Origin of the sequence: Actinoplanes awajinensis subsp. mycoplanecinus, assembly GCF_001509495.1 — a bacterium.
Lineage (GTDB): Bacteria > Actinomycetota > Actinomycetes > Mycobacteriales > Micromonosporaceae > Actinoplanes > Actinoplanes palleronii.
The window spans coordinates 58,814-79,692 of record NZ_LLZH01000212.1 but is presented as its reverse complement, the minus strand read 5'-3'; the positions used below and the strand labels follow the sequence as shown (position 1 = coordinate 79,692).

The window sequence follows — 20,879 nt, the reverse complement described above, 5'->3', positions numbered from 1 at the left end:
CCATCTACCAGCACCGTTGCATTGTTCACCTGAATCTAAGACGGCTCTCTTCGCGAAGGAGATCCGGTGAATGTGTACCCGTTCATCGCCGCAGAGCAGGCCGGCAAGCACAACGTCAAACGTGCCTGCAATCTGCTCAAGATCTCCCGATCCGCCTACTACACCCGCAACCGCCGGTCCGAACGCGACCGGGTCGACACACACCTGACCGAGCGGATCACGGCGGTGCACGCCGTGTCGAAGGGCACCTACGGGGCGCCACGGGTGCACGCCGAACTCATCGACGCCGGCCTGCAACACGGCCGTACACGGGTGGCCCGGTTGATGCGGGCCGCCGGGATCGCGGGCAGGTGCCCGAGCCGGTGGCGCAACACCACCACCCCGGACCCGAACGCCGGCAAGCGTCCGGATCTGGTCGGTAGGGACTTCGCCGTCGACGCGAGGGCGGTCGACACCCGCTGGTGCGGCGACATCACCTACATCAACACGTGGGAGGGCTGGCTCTACCTGGCCACCGTCATCGACCTTGCCTCACGCCGGGTCGTCGGCTGGGCGGTGGCCGACCACCTCAAGACTGACCTGGTCGACGCCGCCCTGTCCGACGCACTGGCCCGGCGCCGGCCCGCTGACGGTCTCGTCTTCCACTCCGACCGCGGCTGTCAATACACCAGCGACCAGCACGCCAAACTCGCCGCCGCTCACAAGGTCCGGCTGTCGGTCGGGCGTCGCGGGCAATGCTGGGACAACGCCGTGGCCGAATCGTTCTTCGCCACCATCAAAACCGAACTGCTGCACCGTCAGGCGTGGCCCACCCACAAGTCAGCCCGCCAGGCCATATTCGAGTACATCGAAGGCTGGTACAACACACGCCGTCGGCATTCCAGCCTCGGCCACCGCAGCCCTGCCGCCTACGAAGCCGCACCACTGACCACCTGCTACCCGCCCTCAAGGTAGCTTGAAGATCAACTCATCGACCCTGTCCGTCAAAGCGGGTCAAGCCCACCATCCCACATACGGCCGTGTCACCCGTATACCGGGAATGAGGCGCTCCGCGGCGTACTAAGGTTATCTGGTGAGACGTGCGGACCCGGTCGATGACTATCGCGCCGCAGTTGCGCGGCTGGATCTCCTTGCCGAGGATGTGGCCGCCGAGCGTTCTCAGGAGGCCGTTCTTGACGCCTTGGCTGATCTTCGAGTTGCCGTTGCTCAGGCATATCGCGGTCAGCGCCGCCGATCGGAGTCTGGTGGGGCACGCGGGCGAATACTGCGACATCTCACCAAGCATCTGGGCGAATGGGTAAGTAGCGACGAAATAGCCGCCGTGTCCGGAATCGGCGAATGGGCTCGCCGGGTACGCGAGCTCCGGTGGGAACAAGGGTACGAGATCGAGGAGGGCGGGGGGCGGTACCGGTTACTAGCGGTGAGCCCGGATTTGGCGCGTCAAACCCGCTTCCGCTCTGTCAGCGCGATACGGGTGATGGATGGTCCCGTCGACGGACGAGTGCGCACACTGCTTCAAACCCTCGTAGGCACTGCCGTGACGGCGGACGAACTAGACCGGGTGGCCCATGGCAAGACGGGGGTCGCTGTCGCACGACAGATCAGGAACCGTGATCTTCTACCGATCGAGACCGATGCGGACGCCCCAGATCTACACGCAGGTGAGCATCGACTTGTCTCCGTGAGGGAATCGGACTTGCTGCATCCCTCGCAGCGGTTGTTTCCGGAGGATCTGCGTAGGCAGGTCTTCCGGCGCGACCAGTTCACATGTCGTACGTGTAGGCGGCAACACTCAGGGGCTAAAACTGTGACCGTTACCGCCTTCTATCTACAGATACGTCACCTCGATGCGGCGCCTGACGCTGTAGTCGATCTTCCTGCTAACCGCGTCGGTAGGCTCGCGAGGCTAGCGGCTAGTTGCAGCGATTGCCTACTCGCCGCTGATCTCACCTGAGGTCAAGGTCAGTCGACCGTCACCTCCTAGCCCGCCCTCTCGGCAAATCAGTCGACAGGCAACGCGGCAGCGGCCGACTGCGCGGCCGCGATGGCCTCGCGGAAGTAGCCCGGGGTGGCGCTGTCGCCGATTAGCAGTACGCGGTCGAGGAGCAGGTTCCCTCGCTCGCACGAGGTCTCGGCGACCAGCGCACAACTGTGGCAAGCAGCCAGATTCATACTGCCTAAGCCTTGACCGCGACTCTCACGACACAGCGGATCGGAGGAGCACCATGCCGCGTTTTCAAGCGCCGCCAGGAGGGTTCGCGCCAGCCGTGGTGCCTCGCCCTGGCGTACGAGTCCACCCAGTGTCCCTTCAGCATCGCCCGCGGCGGTGTAAACCAGGACGCCACACTCCGCCGATTTGTCGGTAGATGCGTATACGCGTTCTCGCAGTGAGGCAGCCGAATATCCGCAGCTGAAGGCTAGCTGCCGCATCAAGACGTGGCCGAGGGTGTGCAGCACGATCATACGGGGACTCGCCACCGCGAACCTCGAACCGATGGGCGAGCCACGTCGCCGGCCTTCGAGCAGGCGCGCTCGATCGGTGACGGCCTCCAGCTGCTCCCACGCGGCTAGCCGCTCCTCGTTGAGTGTGAGCAGTACGCCTTCCCCGAAGGACTCGACGGCGGGGAGCCAACGAGAGCGTCCTCGCGGGCCCAGGTCGACATCGACCATGTCGGCTTGGAGGTCGTAACGGCGGAAGCCGTGGAGTACGCGAATCTCGCGGATTTTGTGAGCCAGGACGACATGGCCGACCAGGCTCGCCAATGTCTGCTCCGCGGTGTTCGTCACCGCGTCTATGAAGGGGGTGGAGGAGATGAGGAAGGTGGGTATGCCCACCTTCTCGCCAGGCGTCTCGAGTGCCTGTCTGAAGGCGTGCCACTCGTCGGTGAGCAGTCCTTCACGTTCTGCGTTCGGGTTTCCTACGTCACTGGTGCCCGCGCTTGCGACTCGGCGTACGAGTTCGACGCTGACGTTGAGGTTCTCCGAAATTAGTTTGATGAACATCTCCGCGTATGGCCCCGTAGGCGCGGATCTGAGGTCTTCGAAGTTGCGGTGCTGCCTGATCTCGGCTTCCTCATCGCGTACCGGGATGGAAGGTTCCGGGATGTCGAGCGCGGTGGTGGTCTCACTGAGCGTCACATTAGTGGCGCCTCGCTGGAGGACTTCCAGTCGCTCGTCGCATGAGGTGAAGTCGGGCCGTTGCCAGGGTTGCGAGCCGGAGCATCGAACGTTGATCCTGCTCAACGCCCCACGAGTGGTGAGGTCGCCGAGGTCTCGCTCCGCGGTGCATGCGGTGCAGCGAACGACCAGGCTCGACAAGCCCTCGGAGCGGCCCGGGCGGGTGAGGAACAGCAGGTCCTGTGCCTTGCAACGCTTTTGCGCTTCGTCATCGGGTTCGGAGTGGGCCCAATGCACCCAGGGCACGTCCATGGCGTGTCCTCGTTCGGCGCCCACCACGACGAATCGCATCGGGACCATGGGCCCCTGGCAGTGTTTGCAGCGGGGCGGTTCGCCGGTTTCGTCGTGGTGCCTGACGCGATGCATTCGCCGGCAGTCTTGGCAGAACAGCCAGCTCGGGAAACGCTCGTACAGCACGCCAGGGGTGTGTTTGGACGGGTAGGACGGGACACTCGGCGGCCTTCGCAGCTCTGCGACACCGAGCCGCTCTTCCAGCCTCCGTGACACGATGCGGCGGGTCTCGTCGATCGGCCAGCGGCTTATGTCCGCGGCCATCAATGACTCACCCAGTACGTCGAGGACTGCGCCGACTCCGAACGGTGTGACGGTCTGGCTGAGTCGGGTGATTCTCACAGGGCCTCTCCGATCACGATGACGCGAACGTTTCGGTCCACCGACCGCATCGAGCGCATCGTCTCCCACGCGTCCCGGCGCTCTCCGAAGTCGCAGAGCAGAACAGGCTGCTCGTCGTCGCTGCTGTCGTAACGCAGGTTCAATCCGAGTTCCTCGGCGCGCCGGGCTTTGCGGTCCCACTCATTGATCAGGCTGCGAACCTCGGCGGTCGTCTCGGCTACGGTCTCCGGTTCGCTTCGTTCCACCGCGTCGAGCAGTATGCGAGTGGCCTTGATGATCGGCGGATCACTTGCTCGGAAGTCTCCTGCCTCGTCGTTGGTCCGTAGGCCCGCGCCGTGGCGGATCAGCATGACGAGTGCGGCATGCAGCGAGCGATCGCGTGATGCGGGCGACCAAGGGGTGACGCTGGTGGGTTCCACGTGGCGGTAGAGGGATTCGTGGAACGCCCGGAACGACTCGTAGTGGGATCGATCTCGTGGCTTACCCGCTCGGAGCAACGTCACCACGAGCCCGGGCACCTTGGAACGACCGACGCGACTGGTGGCCTGGATGTATTCGGCCGTCGTCTTCGGCTGTCCATTCATGAGCATGAGTCCGAGTCTGCTGATGTCGATTCCGACAGACAGCATGTTCGTGGTCGCCGCCAGGTCGACGGCGTCCCCCTGATCAGTGCGCCGTTCAAGGCGGGCCAGACCCTTGATCAGAGTGCTGGCCGGCACGTTACTGGTCAACTCGATGACTCCGGAACCGCGTACTCGCCGTGCCTTGCCACCACGCATGGCGGCTCGATTCGTCAGCAGGGAGTCGATGTCGTCACGGACGATGGTGACTGTTCGTCCGAGTTCACGGAGCGAATTGTGATAAGCGACGACCGTCCAGTAGGCATCGAGATCTTTCGGCTCCTCCGAAACCAGCATCGGCGCCTCGAGCATCGCCAGGCACGCCAGGCCGGTGGCGCGTGACTGGGTGAAGGACTGCGGCATGAGCCCGAGGTACATGCGGCCGGGCGATTCGGTATCGGTGTGCGCGAAATGACTGTCGTCTGCATCGAGTCCGCTGGGCGGGAAGAGCGCCACCTGGCAGCCGTAGAGACGCTGTACCTGTTCGGATGCGGACCGGATGGTGGCTGTCGACGCGACGATCTTCGGTTTGTAGCCGTCCCATCGGATCAGGCCGAGGATCGCGGACTCGTATAGGGCGACCGTGGTACCGAGAGGTCCTGACAGGAGGTGAAGCTCGTCTTGGATCACTAGGCCCGGTGGGGCATACGGTGAGTCGTCACGTCCCAGCACGATGCCGGCGTCCTTGTGCCACGGCAGTCCTGCGAATTTGTCCACGGTGGCGACGAGAAGCGTCGGCGGGTCGGCGTAGATCTGCTGGTCAACGACCTTGACGGGCAATTCGGCGTGGAATGGGCACTCCGCGTGCGGGCAGAACAACTCGAAAGTGTGTGCGGTGGATCGCACGCCGTAGGCCGTTGTGTCGGTCGTTCGGCGACGGGGGAACAACGGCGTCGCGCACCAAGGGCAGTCGCCGATCTGGAACGGGTTGTCAGGCTCGGAGGCCTTACGCAGGGTGCGCGCACGCTCATGAGCGACCTTGAAGGTGTTGGGGGTCGTTTCGCCGCCGAGCCACAGACCGATAGAGAACCTGGGTGTTCCTCGCAGTCGAATGTCGTGCTCTCGGAGCTGCTCAAGCGCACATATCAGCGTCGCGGCCCGTTGGAACTGTTGGGCGGTGAGCATGCGCAGGGTATAGCGGGTCAGCACCGCGGTTCCGCCGCCTCGCTGACCGAGCGTGAGCCGGCGGTGAATCATCTCGAAAGCAGCGAGGGCGAGGTACGCCTCGGTCTTGCCGCCGCCGGTGGGGAACCAGATGAGGTCGACGAGCTCTCGGTCCGCGTGTTGATGATCCGCGGTCGAGGCGACGGTGAGCAGCTGGAAGGCGAGCTGGAACGGATACCAAGCGGGTTCCGGTACGTCCTCTGGACGCTTCGGTAGCTCCTGTCCCCGTCGGCCGGGCGAGGTCTTGGCCTGCCGACTCTGCAGGATCTGCTCCCGCATGGCTCTGTTGGCCAACCGGAACGACGTGAGCTCGATGGAGCCGGCGTCGCCGGTGAGTAGCGCGACACCTGCCCGCATTCTGTTACAGGCAGTCTGCATCCGATCCAGCAGTCGTTTGGCGGCGGCGGCGTGTCGTTGCGGCAGGGAAACCGCGTCCTCCTCTCGCTGCCGGCGGATCCACTCAGCGTAATCGTCGACGAACGAGTCGAGCTCGGCCGCGAGCCTCAAGCTGGGGACTGTCTCGTCGGCGAGGAAGCTCAGGCTCAGGACGAGGGAGTCTCGTGATCCCGGTGATACGCCCGGGACGATGCTGCAGGGAAGCATCTCGGTCGCCACCGTGGTGACTTCGGTGCCGCTGGCGTCCCATGTCACCGAACAGCCGTGGCCGACGCCGTATACATGACGGTTACGGTAGAGGAGTTGAAGTTCCTGGTCCTCGGGGTCGTCGCTGAGGAGTGACATCGATGGGTACGGACGGACCCGACCGCCTTCCACGACACATTTGAGCCGGGTCTGGAAGAGGCAGTCCTCGGTAGGTGGCGGAGAGTCCGCGTCGTCGTGTTGGGCCTTGTTCTCCACCGCGACCGTGACGAGCCAAGCATCGGCGAGCTTCCGCCACACAGCCCGCAATCGGGCCGCTCCATCGAAGAGTGTGACCGGTTTCGTGTCGGGTTCGATGACCACCGACGATTCATTGAGCGGTACGCGGGCCCATCCCTCGCCGTCGGCCGCCTTCTCGTATCGCGCTGCCGTGACCGCGCAGTCGATCTGTGTACCGTCGTGAAGGAATGAGATGGCGGCGGAGGCGGGGCGCCACGCGTTGGCCAGTTCGACAGGCTCGTCGAGGCCTTCTTCGTGATCGTCGTCGCCGAGGACGTCACCGTCCATGGGCTGGGCGGCGGTGCCGCGGGGGTACAGGGTTCCGACGAGATACGTCCGGTCGGGCCTGTTCGGAAGTACCTCCGACTCATCGCCCGACGGCCCTACATACTGCCGCCTCAGAAAGGCGACCGTCTCGTCTCGTAGGTCGACGAGCGTCTGCGGTCGTGTCATCGCAGGTTCTCCTGGAGTGCCGCGGTCAGCTGTTGCCAGGCTAGCGGGCCGACTGCGAGCCAGAGCGAGATTCGCGGTCTAGTCATGGCCACGTACAGGCGTGACCTGGCGATCGGCTCGTCCACCTCGTCGATATCGACGACGAGAACGTGTTGTGCCTCCAGACCCTTGAAGTCTTGAACGGTCGCGAGTCTGGCGACCCCCTTGGCTGTGTCCGTGTCCGGATCGACCGGTACGAGCTGGCCCGCACGGAACGCCTTTGTCTGTCGTGCCGCGCTGACTTGCGTCGAATCACGCAGGGTGATGACGACCACTTCACCCAGGTCGATCTCGTCGCGGCGCAACTTCCTCAGATGAGCGTCAAGCAGGGCAGCGGTGTCAGCGTCTGCCGACGGCTTCTCGAACACGACCGCTGGCCCTTCGCCGACCCGGGCTACACCGAGATCCGCGTGTGTCATGAGCTGTGTCTGGGTCACGATCGCCGAGGTGTTACGGCAGTTGTAAGGGAGCTTGTACTGGCTGGCGTGGCTGGCGACCTCGCGGTACACGTCCGGATCGAAGGAACCGTGAATGTTCGTCTGATTGTTGGGGTCGCTGAACATGCGCCACCGGCCGGCCCTCAGACCGCCGACGACGAGTTGATCCAGTCTTAGACAGTCGTCGACGTTGAGCAGGTCCTGTGCCTCGTCTACGACGAGCACGTCGAAGGGCGGACCGTCCATCGGATCCGACCAGGCGCTGCAAACGACCCGGACATCGCTCAACGAACGTCGCATGACGTCGACGACACGCGGCGAGCGGCAGGTCAGAAGGACCGCGGCTCCCGACTGCGCGGCGCGGCGTGCGGTCTCGACCGCGAGCAGGGTCTTTCCTGATCCTGCGCCGCCCGTGCAGAAGATCCTGTCGTTGACCTCGCTGCCGCGCAGCATGTCGTACTGCTCGCGGGCGAGGTGCAGGTAGTCGTTCTCGTACGAGGGGATCATGAGTGAGAGCCGGGGAATCCAGTCGAAGTCGGGCCTGAGTATCGACAGGACCTCCCGGTGGTCACCGTCTCGGACGGGGCGATGTGTCTTGGCCCGCCAGAATGATGAGGCCTTCTTCAGCGCCTTTTCCAGCCCGGAGACGGTCATCGCGGCGGGACCGATGTGTTCAGCCGGATCCCATTCCAGGTCTGATTCCAGCGCCTGGTCGGGTGTCACCACGACCGCGCCGAACGGTGTCGAGAGTGCAGGTAGCCGCCGCATGAGGCTGTTCTCCAACGCGAACATGGCCGTCCGCGCCTGATCGAACGGCCCCTCCCGCTTCTCGTGCGTCTGGCCGTAGCGGTCGGTGAAGGTCCAGACACCGTCGTGACGCGCGAGGCGACCGCCTTTGACCTCCACGACCAGAATGACGTCATTGGTGATGATCAGGAAGTCGATCTCCGCCATTCGCTTGTACTCGTGGCGGGGTAGATGCACGGAGTAGAAGCAGGTGGCCGGCTGACCCATGTCCACCTGGGCGAGGAGCCCGGCGACGCGCGCCTCGGCTCTCGACTCGATGTGTCCGAACCTCTCGGGCGCCGGGATCATCTTCATCCTGCGTCACCGCCTCGATAGCTCCATAGATGGTCGAACTCCTTGTAGGCGAGCTTCTCGCCGAACACATCGAACGTGTCGGCCACGTTGACGATGTCGCACTCGGGCTTCCCGCCGTTCTCCGGTCCTCGGAGCCCTCGACCGACCATCTGGATGTAGAGATTAGGGCTGAAGGTCGGTCGGGCGATGTAGAGCCCTCTGACACCAGGCGCGTCGAATCCTTGAGTGAGGACGTTGCAGTTGGCGAGAACGCGGGTCTCGCCCGCTCGGAAGGATTCGATCGCCCGGCGCCGTTCAAGGGCGGGGGTGTGACCGCTGACCGCGCGTGAAGAGATCCCTTTGACTCGGAGCAACGCCGAGAGCGTCTGAGCTGCCAGAACCGAGGAGGTGAACACCAGGATCGGCCAGTCCGAGGGCTGAGCCGCGATGTCCTCGACCAAGCGCAGGGTCCGTTGATGGTCTCCGCCGACGCGCTTGAGCAGGTCTTTGGATAGATCGCCGAAAGTCCCGAAATGCTCCTTGTCTGCCGAGTCGAGATCGTAGGCGAATCCCTGAATGATGCGGTGGCGGACCTCCGCGAGGACACCCTGGCGCTGAAGCTCGCCATACGGATCCTCGCCGAGACCGTTGTCTAGCCAGCGGTTGAGGAACCGGCTGGCGAGCCGTTCGTTCTTGTCGGTACCTCTACCGGCGAACGGGGTGGCGGTCAGGCCCAGCAGGGGCCGGGCGGTGTTGCGCTGGTCGATGCCGAGCCACCTGAGCGTCGCCGTGACACCTTTCGCGATGGCACCGTGTGCTTCGTCGATCACGACGATGGCCGCCCTCTGAAGCCATTCGTAGTCGTCGCGCTCACGAATCTTGTCGAGTTTGGCGTCGGTCGCCACGACGACGTTGGCGTTGTGGCCAGCGGCCGCCACCTCGTTGCGGTTCCAAAGACGGCACAGCCGGAGAGGTTGGTTGCCGAACTGTCGCCACACCGTCGCCCATGTCTGCACGGCCTGCTCGCAGAGTTCCTCACTCTGAGCGATCCAGAGAACGGGTCCGACGATGTGACCCTCACAGAGGGAACGGGTGAGTGCCTCGACCGTCACACGGGTCTTCCCGGCGCCGGTCGGTAGGAACAACAGGGCACGATCCGGTGTCGCGTCGGGTCGGACGAGGTCGCGGATCTGTTCGGCGAGGTGCTGCTGGTAGGGATGCAGATCCTTGAGATCGGGCGGCCCGAGAACCGTCATATCCGCGTCGAGCCGCAGGTCTCGTTCGCCTGCGAACTCGGAGGGGAAACCCAACTTGCGCACGAACGCCACGGCGAGTGCGGATCCGGCCCAGGTGTCGGGTATTCCCTCGTAACCGAATTGCCGGAGTTCCTCGCGAAGGTCGTGTACGACGTTGTCCCCGTGGTAGTGCATCAGCAGTTCGGCGACCTGGCGGTCACCGTCGGGGCCATCGATCACGGGGATGGCGTCGAGGAGTTTTTCCGGCAATCGCTTCTTGAGCGTGCTCACGGGAAGGAGGGCCAGGAGGCGGTCGGCGTGGTCGTGGGCGGCCCGCGACTGAGCCATCGCGGTCTGGACCCGGACGCTTTCCGCCTCCAACAGCACCCGTTTGACAGCGTGATCGTCCAAGTCGAGGGCGAAGTAGTCGGAGAGCCGGTGAAGCAGATCCTCATCCTCGAGTGCGTTGTCGAAGTAGACGGTGTTGCTGGCTACGGCGAACGTCTGGGGTGCGCTCTCGGTGCCTGCAGGCAGGATCAGCACTCGTTCGAGCGAGCCACAGCCGATCAGATTGAGGCCCTCTGTCACTCCACCGCCGTAGTCGCGCAGGCGTCGGAATCGTTCGAGTAGCGGGACGGGTTCTCCCGGCGACTCGGTCACGATCTCGATCCGCAGCGCGGAGGACGCAGCGCGGCATGCCCACCTGTCGATGATCATCTGAGCGATGCTGCGATCATCGATCGTGACGAACGGCAGGGTCTGCTCAGCTAGAGCGCGGCCCTCGTCGTCCGTTGTGGCGATCAGGAGCTCCTCCGGCGGCACGGACGCATAGCCGGTGCCTTTGACGGCGGGAACCTTGGCCGGTACCTCGGGTAGCCTGCCGAAGGCATCGGCCAGGAGGTTTCCCCACTGACGATGGTCTCCACCGGCGGGCTGGCGGCTGAGGAACTCCTGCCAGACGCCGTCCGGCACCTCGGACTTGTCTCGTATGGTGCTCAGCCGTGCCGAGGCCTTCCACGTCGCCACCGGGAGCATGGGGCTCAGGTCGTCGCAGTCGGGGTGCAACGACAGAGCCGCAGACCGTGGCCCCCAGGCGGTTTCGATCAGGCCGTATTTCTGGGCCGCCCAGAGGTGCGGCGCTTTGACCGTCTTCGGGGGATACTTTCTTGCGTTGACGTGTCGCAGGGTCCAGACCGCCGAGGCCTCCACCTCGAGCAGTGCCCGCGTCCACACGAGGCAGGACTGCACGTCACCGGAGTCGGCGAACCCTCGTAAGACGTGAATCGGGGCGGGCCCTTCCTGCTCCTCGAAGTCGATCTCTGAAGCGTCCGGGCGTCGGCCGTGCACGGCCTCGAGGTATTCCGAACGCTGAAGCCGCCGGTATTCGAGCACGGTCAAATCCTTCAGCGCTGCAGCTGTGATCCGCGGCTGCTCGGCGATTCCTATCGCGTGGAGGAGTTTTGGGGGAAGATCGTGAAAATCCGTGTCGATCGCGAGGGACGACTTGGTCGGTTGGACCGGTCCGGAAACTACCACGGTGCCCGCGTGCTGCCAGGAGCGATCGCGGCAACGCACCTTGAGGGTCATACCCCGTTTGAGATGATCTGCGAGTATCTCTTCCGCGTCGTGGATGCTGACCTGTGCTACGAGCTCCCAGAAGTCCTCCCACTGTCGCGCCGTCCATCGGCTGGCTGCGGCATCCGCGAGTCGTCGAAGCTCGTGGGCGGAGTCGACGTCGTCGAAGCCGATGGCCTTTAGGCTGTCCTCCACCCCAGGCCGATCCAGCAACGAGGACCTGACCAGACGGATGCCGGCTGCGGCGCTCAGGGGATTGCCTCGCAGATAGAGGCGATCGGTGTGATCGAGGGGGTGCAGCGTTCCCGCCGTGTCCGGCAGGATTGCGGCACGGCTCATCGCACGCCCGACGGCTTCGTCGTCGATCGACATGTAAACCTGCAGCGCGGCGTCAGACTGCTCGTCGCTTCCCGCGTGCACCAGGCGCTCGAGCCACTCTTGAGCGCCCAGTTCGTTCCCGGCGGCCTTCATCGCACCGCCGCGGACGAGTCGATACAACCGCGCCCGCCGGGTCGCGTTCCGGAAGCAGGCAGGATGAGGACTGCGCACTGGCCGGCCAGGGGCGGCGTGCCACAACTCGAGCGCCTCTGAACCGATCCTGAGGTCTCCGTGCGGGTACTCGAGGTCGGCTGGAACCCTCAACGTTCCATCGGCGTCGGGAACACTCGGCACCAGTTCGGCCAGCTGTGGCACGAGCTCGGTCAACCGTAGGTCGCCGAAGTTGTCGAACTCCCTGCCCCGTGCCGGCATGTAGTCGAAGTGGCGTGCAGGATCCTCGACCGTCTGCAGGTGGGGTATGGCGTTGACGATGAGTTCGGCGGATACGTTCAGCAGCTCCTGATTGAACCTCCCTGACAGCAGGTTGGTGCGGTCGTCCGTGATGTGCCACGGCGCGTTGTGGATACCGCGTGCCGATGTGGAGTCCTGGAGCGGGAAATACGCCCAGAACCTGCCCAAGGTCTGGGTGTCGTCGAGCGGCACGGCATACGAGACCACGACCTCTGGGCGGCGAATCGCCTCGCTCACCTCCGACAGGGCCTCCTCGGACGGCCGATGGGATTGGTGCCAGACCATCCAATCGGTAGGCCGTTCGCTGGTCGCCGCGAGGCGATATCGATTTTCTTCCTGCGGTAGGCAGTTCAGTACCCTACGGGTGCCATCCGTGGATATCTCCAGTTCGGCCACGTGCGGCGCGAACAGCAGGAACTCCGTGGGGAACTCCTGGAGTTCCTGCAGCAGGTTCTCCGACGGACGAGTCAAGGGCAGCCGGATGATCGTCTGCGCCCATTCTCCCAGTTCCGCGAGGACAGGGTCGGCGGCCATCTCGGCCTGCGCATCGACGTTAACGGGTAGGCGTAAGACGGGATAGACCGATGCGTTGGGCGATAACCGCTCGAGGCTTCGCCGAGCCGTGTCGGCACTGAACTTGAGAGACACCGACCGGCTCAGGACGGTCGGAGAGTCGGTCACTCCCAGGACGGATTTGAATCCCAGGCCGAAGCGGCCCATGTCCTCGCCCCGCTTGTCGCTGAGGTAGGCATGACACACGGCTTCGAGTCCGCGCCGGGAGAACGGGGCGCCCTCGTTCGCGCAGTACAGCACGTCGTCACGCAGGAGTAGCACTACCCGTCCCCGCTGGCCGCCACGGCGTAAGGCGTCGGCTGCGTTCTGCACGAGTTCGAGGACCTGGCGATGGGCGTAGCCGCCTGTGCGGAAGCTGTCCTCCTGCAGCCCGTGCTCGTCGATGAGGCGCGGAGTCGATCTGTAGGAGCCCAGCATGCTGGCGTGTTGATCATTAATCCACTTTTGGAGATCATTGTCCGGATTCGCCCAGCCAGAGAGGTCTACCACATGCATCATTATCGGGGATTAGATGCCCTGGAGTGATCCCTCATCCGGATCACGGTCACGGCCGCGAGGCCTACATCGCCATCGCGGCGAGTAACCCGACGGCATCGCCCCGGCCAGCGGTACTGGACATCTGAGCAGTTCGCCTCTTACACCTTGAGCATCAGTCAACGATCGCGCTAAGGGCGACTTGACCGATGATCGGCTTCGAGCGTCACTATCCTCAGCGCCGCGACCTACGGCGCTCCGCCGGGGCTGGCTCATCCGGCACGCTGTCAGCCAGCATGCCGGGCACCCGCCAGTTCGATATAGGGAGGCTTGGGTGCCACTCGGGCATGAGATTCGGTCAACGCAGTTTCGTGTATGTCTCGACGATTCGGTCCGCCGCCTGCTGAGCCGATTCGTGTTCCCAGATCCGCAGTACAGTCCATCCAGCGGCCGCGAGAAGGGTGTTCGTGTCGACGTCGCGGCGGCGGTTAGTCGCGACCTTCTCCGCCCAGAACGCCGCGTTGGTCTTGGCGACGGTGTGGTGATCGGGGCATCCGTGCCAAAAGCATCCGTCGAGGAAGACCGCCAGTCTGAGCCGCGGGAACAGCAGGTCGGCGGTACGCCTTACCGCCTTGATCGGCCGGCGGTTGACGTAGTAGCGCAGTCCTCGGGCATGCACAGCGCGGCGCAACGCAAGCTCCGGCTTGGTATCCCGGCCGGTGTTGGCCTGCATCGACTTACGGACACCTGCGGACGACGCCCAAGATTTATCGGACATGCGTTCTATCTCACCGGTGTGGCTGACTTGCTGGAGGACCAGGGGGAAGTAGCATGTCGCGGGTGAGCGACCGCCTGAGCTTGATCGACTTGTTCGCCGGATGCGGCGGAATGACCGTCGGATTCACTCGTGAGGGCTTCCGGCCGGTCATGTCGGTCGAGTGGGATCGCGCGGCGGCCGCCACGTACGCGGCGAACTTCGGCGAGTCGCATACCCATTGGGGTGACATCAACCTCATCCCGGACGGCGACATCCCGGACGCCGAGGTGATCATCGGCGGGCCACCGTGCCAGGGTTTCTCGAACCTCGGCAGTAAGGACGTCAACGACCCGCGCAACCAGCTGTGGAAGCAGTACCTGCGTTTCGTCGTCAAGGCACGCCCTCAGGTGTTCGTCATCGAGAACGTTCAACGGTTCTCCAAGACCAGCGAGTTCCAACTGTTGCTGGCCGAGGCGGACCACGGCATGCTCAAGGACTACAAACTCTCATACGGTGTGTTGCTGGCCGCCGACTACGGTGTGGCGCAACGCCGGCCGCGAACGATCGTCATCGGATCCCGCATCGGTGAGATTCCCCTACCGGAGCCGACCCACGCGAAGGCCCCGACCGACGATCGGCGGCCGTGGGAGACGGTCCGTAGCCGGATCGCATGGGTCGATCCCCGCCCGGCGACCACCGAACTCCCGGAATCGATGACGGAGTATTTCGGCCAGCGCATCCGCGGCGAGTTCAAGGGCACCGACATCCACTTCGGGCGACAGCCGACGAAGATGTCCCTGGAGCGCTACGACCATATCCCGCCCGGCGGCGGCCGATTCGACCTACCGGACCACCTGCTGTCGCGGTGCTGGCGCGAGAAGAAGACCGGCACGACCGACGTCATGGGCCGGATGCGGTGGGACGCACCGTCGCTGACTATCCGGACCGAGTTTTTCAAGCCGGAGAAGGGCCAGTACCTGCATCCGCAATGGGAGCAGGACCGGCCGGACCGACGGGTGAACCGGGTCATCACTCACTACGAGGCGTCGCTGCTGCAGGACTTCCCCAAGGACTACCTGTGGTGCGGGTCCAAGACCGAGATCGCCAAACAGATCGGCAACGCGGTGCCGTCAGGGCTCGCCGCGGCCATCGCCGGGCATCTCAAGGGATACCTGAACTGAGCCGTCGGTCGGCAGCGGCACGGGACCTCGCTGTTGACCGCCGGTTCGGCCTTTGAAACCCTTCTGGGGTGTCGATCGTCCAGGATTCGTTGTTCGAAGACGATACGGCCTCACCGGCCGTCCCGCAGACGCTGCGCGTGCGTCGGAGCAGGGTCCTCCCGGCCCGGCCCACGACGGCTGGCAGGCCGCGGCCCACGACGGGTCCGGCCCGGTTCCGCACCGACGCGCGACCGCCAAACCCGGACGAGGATCCCGAGATCTGGGCCGTCCGTGAGGCGATCCTCGCACTCGACCGTGCCGGTGACCGGATGGGCTATGCCATCCGGGAGGCACTCGACCAGATCTACGACGGGCAGCGCACCGGGCGCTGGGACTACACCCAGTTGCACAAGACGGAGAAGACGCACGTCGGCACGCTCGTCGAGATCTGGCTCCAACGGGAGTTTGAGTTCGCCGACGGCGAGGAACTCGACTATCGGATCGCTGGAGTCGACGTCGACTGCAAGTGGTCGTTGAACCTGTACGACTGGGAGATCCCCCAGGAGATGTACAGCCGCGGCGACAAGATCGCCCTGGTGATCTGGGCCAACGAGTACACCGCCCGTTGGGCCGCAGGTTTGATCCGCATCAGTGAGCAGGTCCTGCGCCCGCCGGGTAGGCAGCGTGACGGTAAACGTCGACTCAACGATCGCGGCCGGGACCGGATCCTCTGGATCCACCCCGGTGCTGACCTGGTCAAGAACACGCTGTTGCACATCAACGACCCGGGGAAGCTGGAACTCATCGCGTACGCGGCTAAGGGGCAGACCGCGGTGACGAACCTGTTCAGGGAGTTGACCGGCGAGTTGGTCAATCGGGCGACCGTGTTCACCGCGGCCCAACAGGTCGACAGTGGGAAACGGGTACGAGACGCCCGCACGAAGCTCGCTCCCGAGGGAATCGTGATCTTCGGCCATTACGCGCCGCACCCGCAGATGGCCGACGACCTCGAACTCCCGCGGCCGACGTTGGGTCGCTTCATCAGCGCCAGGCTGCACCCGTGGAGCCCGGGTGACGGCGAGCCCTACACGGAGATCGACGGCGGCCGGTGGCGCCGTGCTCGACCGGACGATCCGGTGGTTCAGGCTCCGAAGCTGCCCAGTCAGGGCAACGAGGGATGATGCACTGCGGGTCGTCGTCGGGGTCTGATGACCGGTCCGGCCCGGATGGGGTTTGCTGGAGACATGGACGACGCCGTTGACCGTGCCGAAGAGGTTCGGAGCCTGTGCCGGGCGCTGCGAGACGCCGACGGGCTGCTCGGCCTGTCGGGTCCTCAGCACCACGAACTGCTCGAGCACGTCGCCCGCGCCGAACAGGCCGCGACCGCGAACGACCCGACGGCCGTGGACGCTCCGGTACGCGCGATACGTTATCTGCTCGTCGAGGTCGCGGACGGGCCGATCGCGGCGTTCATGGCGGATGCGGCCGCGAGGATCGTCGGCGGTGACGTCGGGCGCCTGTTCTTCTGAACCCCGTACCGGACGGCGGCGGACACCCTGATTACCGACCTGAGACGGAGACGTCACACGGGCTCGAGGTGGCGTCGGAACTGACGGTGGATCCATTCGTCGACCCGCCGGCGATCCGGAAGGTGGACCCTGCCGAACCTGGTCGCGGCGGGCAGCTGCATATCCACGAAGCCGAAGGGTGGCTGTGCGCCGCGCAGACGGACACGCGGGCCGTGTTTGCGGCCACCGGCCGAAGTTCGAAACGTCCGATTTCCGATGTAAATGCTGATCACCTTGTCGTCGACCCATCCGTCGACGGCAAACAGGGCGTCAGCGAGTGGGTGTTGTCGGGTCACGATGCCGCTCGACCGCAGGTAGGCGTGGGTCCACTGCTCCCGTAGGAAGGAGTAGTAGAAGTTGCCGATACGCCATCGTATGGCGTCGTGTGCCAGCCAGGAGGGCGTGCCGGCCTGGATGCAGTCTTCGATCGCCTGGATCGCCGGTTCCCAGAGCATGTGGCGGAACTCCGACATCTGGCAGGTCTTCTGGAACAGCTGGTAGGTGGGAACAGTCCCGACCGCCTCGGTGATGAAATGGAAGACGTGACTGACTGCGAACGGACTGGTCCAGTCCCGGATCGCCGGGACGCTGTCGGCGTCCTCGCCGCGGACCCGGCCGAGAGCATGATCGGTGGTCCTGCACACCTGCTCGACCTCGTTCAAGGTCACCGAGTTGACGACCTTGCTGTGATGCCTGCGCACCGCGTCGACGACCTCGTCATCGCGGTGATCTCGTTCCCAGCCGCTGACCAGCTCACGGGTGTGGGCCGACCGGGTGAAGTGCAGCTCCACCTGTTCTGCCGTGACGACGTCGGTCATTGTTCGATTACCCCCGATGCGTGAGCCTGTGCCCATCATCAGCCGGGGGTATGACAGATTTCGATGGATGACACTCCATCTCGGACTTGGAGCCACGGCGGGATTGAGGACCCGGATTCCGGCCCGGCACCGTTGCCGTGCCGGATTCGCCGAGTCAGGCCGATCGGGGAACACTACGCGCTCTTCGAGTTACCACTACTCTGACCGGGTGCCGGCCGCTTTTTTGAACGAGCTCTGCGGGTTCCGAGGCGATCTCCGTACCGCAGGTGTCGTCTCCGCCTTTCCCAACACCTCCGACAGGTCCGATGCAATCTCGGTGGAACTGGGTCGTCGGCTCTTCGAGATCATCGGGATTCCCGCCAGCCAGATCGGGCCGAGCAAGGTCGGGGAGGCTCTAGGCACGAAAGTCATCGACGATCTGGCCGCGCGCGTAGGCGTGCAGGGCACGGTCGGAAGCGGCAGCGCCACCGCCTTTCGTCAGTACTCACACCTGAAGGCGTTCGCCGACTTCAAGCGCGAGGTGGAGCGGTCCGACGACATGGAGGTCCAGCAGATCATCGATGCCGTGCGAGATCTTCCCGCAGGTCCGGCCCGCGGCGCGGTCCTGCGGAGGTTGAATCAGCTCAAAGTTCGGCTCGGCAGACGCGATGCCCTGGTCGAGCGCCTGCTCACCAGCGCCCCGGAGGAATCGCTGTTAGGGCTGGACGTGACGATCTCCGACAACTCGACCGCCGGGCCTGCGGAGCTTCGAACAGCGCTGTCGCTCAAATGGAGTCTTCGCACGGACCGGGCCCAGGACTGCCTTTCGCAAGGCGCCAAACTCGCCAGCCAGCGGCGCGGGAGGATGCCGCACTACGGCGTGGTGACCATGGAGCCGCGGCCGTACATGCTGGCGATCCTCTGTGACGGATCCGGCGCCGTCGACTTCGTCTACCACCTGCACCTCGACGCCGTGCGGGAGGCCGTGGCCCGACTGGCGTCCGAGCGCGGCGACAGCGATCGCTGGCAGGGCGTGCGAACGTTGGAGCGCCTGGTGGGTCAAGGCCGGCTGCGCGACTACGACGATCTGGTCGACGAGATAACGGCGTGAACGCCCGCCCGTCTGCCACCCGCCTCGGCGTGCCGCCCGATCGCGCCGGAACCCTCGGCCTGCCCCTCGCGCAATCACGTGTCATTCGGGACAACGCCGTTGATCAGAGAAGTAGGAGCCGTGCGGCCGCGGCGGGGCCGTATGCCCCTCGCGCAGGCACCGAGGTTGAAGTCCGGCGTGGGCGGCGGTTCAGACGTCTTGTGTCCAGACGCCTTGCGGATGGTCGTCAGGCGGCAGCCAGAGGTGTGGTTGAGTCAGGCTGCCGGTGTCCCACGGAAACGCGCCGTCTCGGTCCGGCCAGACGACCTCGAGGAACGGGATGGGCGGTCGCCGGTAGAACCAGATGCCGTGACCGAAGAACGCCCTGTACCAGGCCGGTTCGACAGCCCTGATGCGGATCGGGTAGCCGCTGATCACGTCGTCGTGGACTTGGCCGTCGGCGAGTCCGTCACGCTTGCCCAGAATGTTCAAGCAGGACTGCATGACGCTCAGGTCGAGCCCAAACATGGCCAGTTCCGATCCGCCCCGGCTGTGCCAGCGACCGATCGTGTACGACCAACCCGGCCCCTGCTCGTCCGCCGGGACGCCGGTGACGCTCCAGCCGAACTTCTCCACGTTGCCGATCACACTGCGGTCGGCCTCGTCGTAATCGTCGCGATCGCCGTAGTCGTGGCAGATCACGCAGCGACAGATCCTCGAGGCCTCGAACACCCGTGAAGCGTATGCGATCACCGCTGCACGGCGGGTGCCCGGCGGGGATCGGATCCGTTAGCACGCGCCGTGCCGTGACGGTTCGCCGCGGTCCCGGACCTACCCGGATGGCGGTGAAGGGCTCGTGGCTGCCGTCGATACCGAGAGAGGTGTCGTCACTGCCACCCGTCGAGATGATCCTGGCGAGCGAGTGCCGTTGGGACCAGAGGTACCTCGACGGGCGGGTCGGACTCTTCGGCCACGGCCCAGTACCTGCCGTCGATGAGCACCCGCGGCCGCAGGTCATGCCTGCCGACCTCGGTCAGCCGAGCCGAGATCCAGGTGCCCTTCGAGGGGATGTCCAGCTCGAGGATCGCGGCGACCACCGGGTCGGAGTCCTGATGACCCAGCACGATCACTCCCTCACCGCAGAGGTGTTTGCGGGAGTCCCTCGCCCTCTTCGGGGAGTCGTCCTGTTGCCCGACGGTCAGAACGGTGGCGCGGTTGACGATCCGTCCGCGTACTGTGCGGAACAGTGCGTTCATCCGCTTCTGACCGCTGGCCTCCGAGAGGATCACGGAACGGTCGGCGGGAGCGAGGTGCAGCAGGATGTTCTCGGGCAGATCGGTCTGCATCCCTCCCCACAGCCAGTGGACCTCCGCGATCGCCTCCTTCCCGAGGCGCCGTTTGTAGTCGCGGTTGTAGCCGCGGACGGGTGCTCCGGTCTCCCTGTCGGACCTCCACCGCAGCCTGTCGTCGGTGATCCTGAGCAGGCCGGCGGCCCACTGATTCTCGTCGTCGTTCATCCAGACGAGCAGGGCCGGATGATCGTCCTGGCCGCTCTGCCGGCCATGGTCGAGGCAGGTGTACATCTCCATGGGGATCTCCCAGCCGCCGACCTCCTTGGAGAACTTGCAGTCCAGCTCCCGGCCCGCGACCCTCCAGTCGAGGATCTCACCGTCTTCGATCGAGAAGCTCTTGGTCAGGTTGGCTTCGATCATGCTGCCCAGGTGTGACTTCTCGTTCTTGCTCAGGTGCAGGTAGTGCCATCGACCGGTGCGGCCGCCGTCCAGGACCTGATCCAGGGAGTCGCGGAGCACCCACCTGAACCTGTTCCGCGCGTCGGGCTGGGTCTCGAACCAATCGGCGAACGCCCGGACCTCGTCTGGCGCCCGCTCGGTCGTGGATGACGGTGGTCGTTCGCTGTTCTTGGTCATCGACGAGTCGGGAGCGGCGTGGCGTTTGAACGGGGGACGTGAACCACCGCTGGCGTCTTCGCGTTGCAGGACCTTCGCCGCGATCGACGGCGGAACCACCGCCGTGAGTCGCTCGAGTCTCGAGTCCCTGCTGCGTGTCATCAACGCTTCTTCCTGGTTCGTGGTCCCGGCAAGCCGCCGATGTCGGACTGGCCGCATCGTGGCGGGTTCAGCACGTCGAAGGGCGGTGAGGACGCCTGACCTCTCTGGCTGTCTGCGGAGCAACGGTTCCGGCCACTCTAGGACGCCGGCGCTCCTCCCATCACGGTCCGACGTCCCATAAACCCGTTAGGCCCGGTCTCGATCTTGTCGGAACGGCTCATACCGAAACAGCCTTGGCACCGGCCGTATGCGTAGCAGACCACCGCCAATAGGTATGCGACGGACCAACCCGGAAACCCGTCACCAGCCC

General features: G+C 64.9%; 13 protein-coding genes. 5 read left to right on the top strand and 8 right to left on the bottom strand.

The window, feature by feature from the left end; all coding sequences use genetic code 11:
* The first annotated feature begins 66 nt into the window (after positions 1–66).
* Positions 67–954: an IS3 family transposase gene (locus tag ADL15_RS22270; RefSeq protein ID WP_067694397.1), complete on the top strand. Its 888-nt coding sequence runs from the start codon at positions 67–69 to the stop codon at positions 952–954.
* Positions 955–2,001: 1,047 nt separating this feature from the next.
* Here the strand turns inward: ADL15_RS22270 and drmB are convergent.
* From drmB to ADL15_RS22240, 5 genes are all read right to left on the bottom strand, one after another.
* Positions 2,002–3,810: a DUF1998 domain-containing protein gene (gene drmB, locus ADL15_RS22260; protein WP_067694389.1), complete on the bottom strand. Its 1,809-nt coding sequence runs from the start codon at positions 3,808–3,810 to the stop codon at positions 2,002–2,004.
* The gene (locus ADL15_RS22255; protein WP_067694386.1) at positions 3,807–6,926 is read right to left on the bottom strand and encodes a hypothetical protein; all 3,120 of its coding nucleotides are present in this window, start codon (positions 6,924–6,926) and stop codon (positions 3,807–3,809) included. Before ADL15_RS22255 ends, drmB begins: the two co-directional genes overlap by 4 nt.
* Positions 6,923–8,503: a nuclease-related domain-containing DEAD/DEAH box helicase gene (locus ADL15_RS22250; RefSeq protein ID WP_083971582.1), complete on the bottom strand. Its 1,581-nt coding sequence runs from the start codon at positions 8,501–8,503 to the stop codon at positions 6,923–6,925. Before ADL15_RS22250 ends, ADL15_RS22255 begins: the two co-directional genes overlap by 4 nt.
* A complete protein-coding gene (locus ADL15_RS22245; RefSeq protein WP_083971581.1) occupies positions 8,500–13,152 on the bottom strand; it encodes a DEAD/DEAH box helicase in 4,653 nt (1,550 codons plus the stop codon). Before ADL15_RS22245 ends, ADL15_RS22250 begins: the two co-directional genes overlap by 4 nt.
* A 334-nt stretch (positions 13,153–13,486) precedes the next feature.
* Complete coding sequence (locus tag ADL15_RS22240) at positions 13,487–13,906, bottom strand: very short patch repair endonuclease (protein ID WP_083971579.1); 420 nt, start codon at positions 13,904–13,906, stop codon at positions 13,487–13,489.
* 53 nt (positions 13,907–13,959) lie between these two features.
* On the opposite strand from ADL15_RS22240, the gene ADL15_RS22235 reads away from it, so the two are divergent.
* The 3 genes from ADL15_RS22235 (at position 13,960) to ADL15_RS22225 (ending at position 16,574) form a co-directional block, all read left to right on the top strand.
* Positions 13,960–15,066 (top strand): DNA cytosine methyltransferase, encoded by a 1,107-nt coding sequence (locus ADL15_RS22235; protein ID WP_067694373.1) that lies wholly within the window; start codon positions 13,960–13,962, stop codon positions 15,064–15,066.
* A 68-nt stretch (positions 15,067–15,134) separates the two neighbouring features.
* On the top strand, positions 15,135–16,226 hold the full coding sequence (locus ADL15_RS22230; protein ID WP_083971578.1) for a NaeI family type II restriction endonuclease: 1,092 nt from the start codon (positions 15,135–15,137) through the stop codon (positions 16,224–16,226).
* Positions 16,227–16,289: 63 nt separating this feature from the next.
* The gene (locus ADL15_RS22225; protein ID WP_067694370.1) at positions 16,290–16,574 is read left to right on the top strand and encodes a hypothetical protein; all 285 of its coding nucleotides are present in this window, start codon (positions 16,290–16,292) and stop codon (positions 16,572–16,574) included.
* Positions 16,575–16,627: 53 nt separating this feature from the next.
* Here ADL15_RS22225 and ADL15_RS22220 read toward each other — a convergent pair whose 3' ends face one another.
* A complete protein-coding gene (locus ADL15_RS22220) occupies positions 16,628–17,431 on the bottom strand; it encodes a hypothetical protein (protein ID WP_067694367.1) in 804 nt (267 codons plus the stop codon).
* Positions 17,432–17,639: 208 nt separating this feature from the next.
* Here ADL15_RS22220 and ADL15_RS22215 point away from each other — a divergent pair, with 208 nt between their 5' ends.
* On the top strand, positions 17,640–18,521 hold the full coding sequence (locus ADL15_RS22215) for an NgoMIV family type II restriction endonuclease (protein WP_198170954.1): 882 nt from the start codon (positions 17,640–17,642) through the stop codon (positions 18,519–18,521).
* Positions 18,522–18,710: 189 nt separating this feature from the next.
* On the opposite strand, the gene ADL15_RS22210 is transcribed toward ADL15_RS22215, so the two are convergent.
* Positions 18,711–19,232 carry a DUF4262 domain-containing protein gene (locus tag ADL15_RS22210; RefSeq protein ID WP_198170952.1) on the bottom strand — a complete coding sequence of 174 codons (522 nt, stop codon included), beginning with the start codon at positions 19,230–19,232 and terminating at the stop codon, positions 18,711–18,713.
* Positions 19,233–19,387: 155 nt separating this feature from the next.
* Entirely contained in the window at positions 19,388–20,692 is a 1,305-nt protein-coding gene (locus ADL15_RS22205) for a NaeI family type II restriction endonuclease (protein WP_198170950.1), read from the bottom strand.
* Positions 20,693–20,879: the final 187 nt, after the last annotated feature.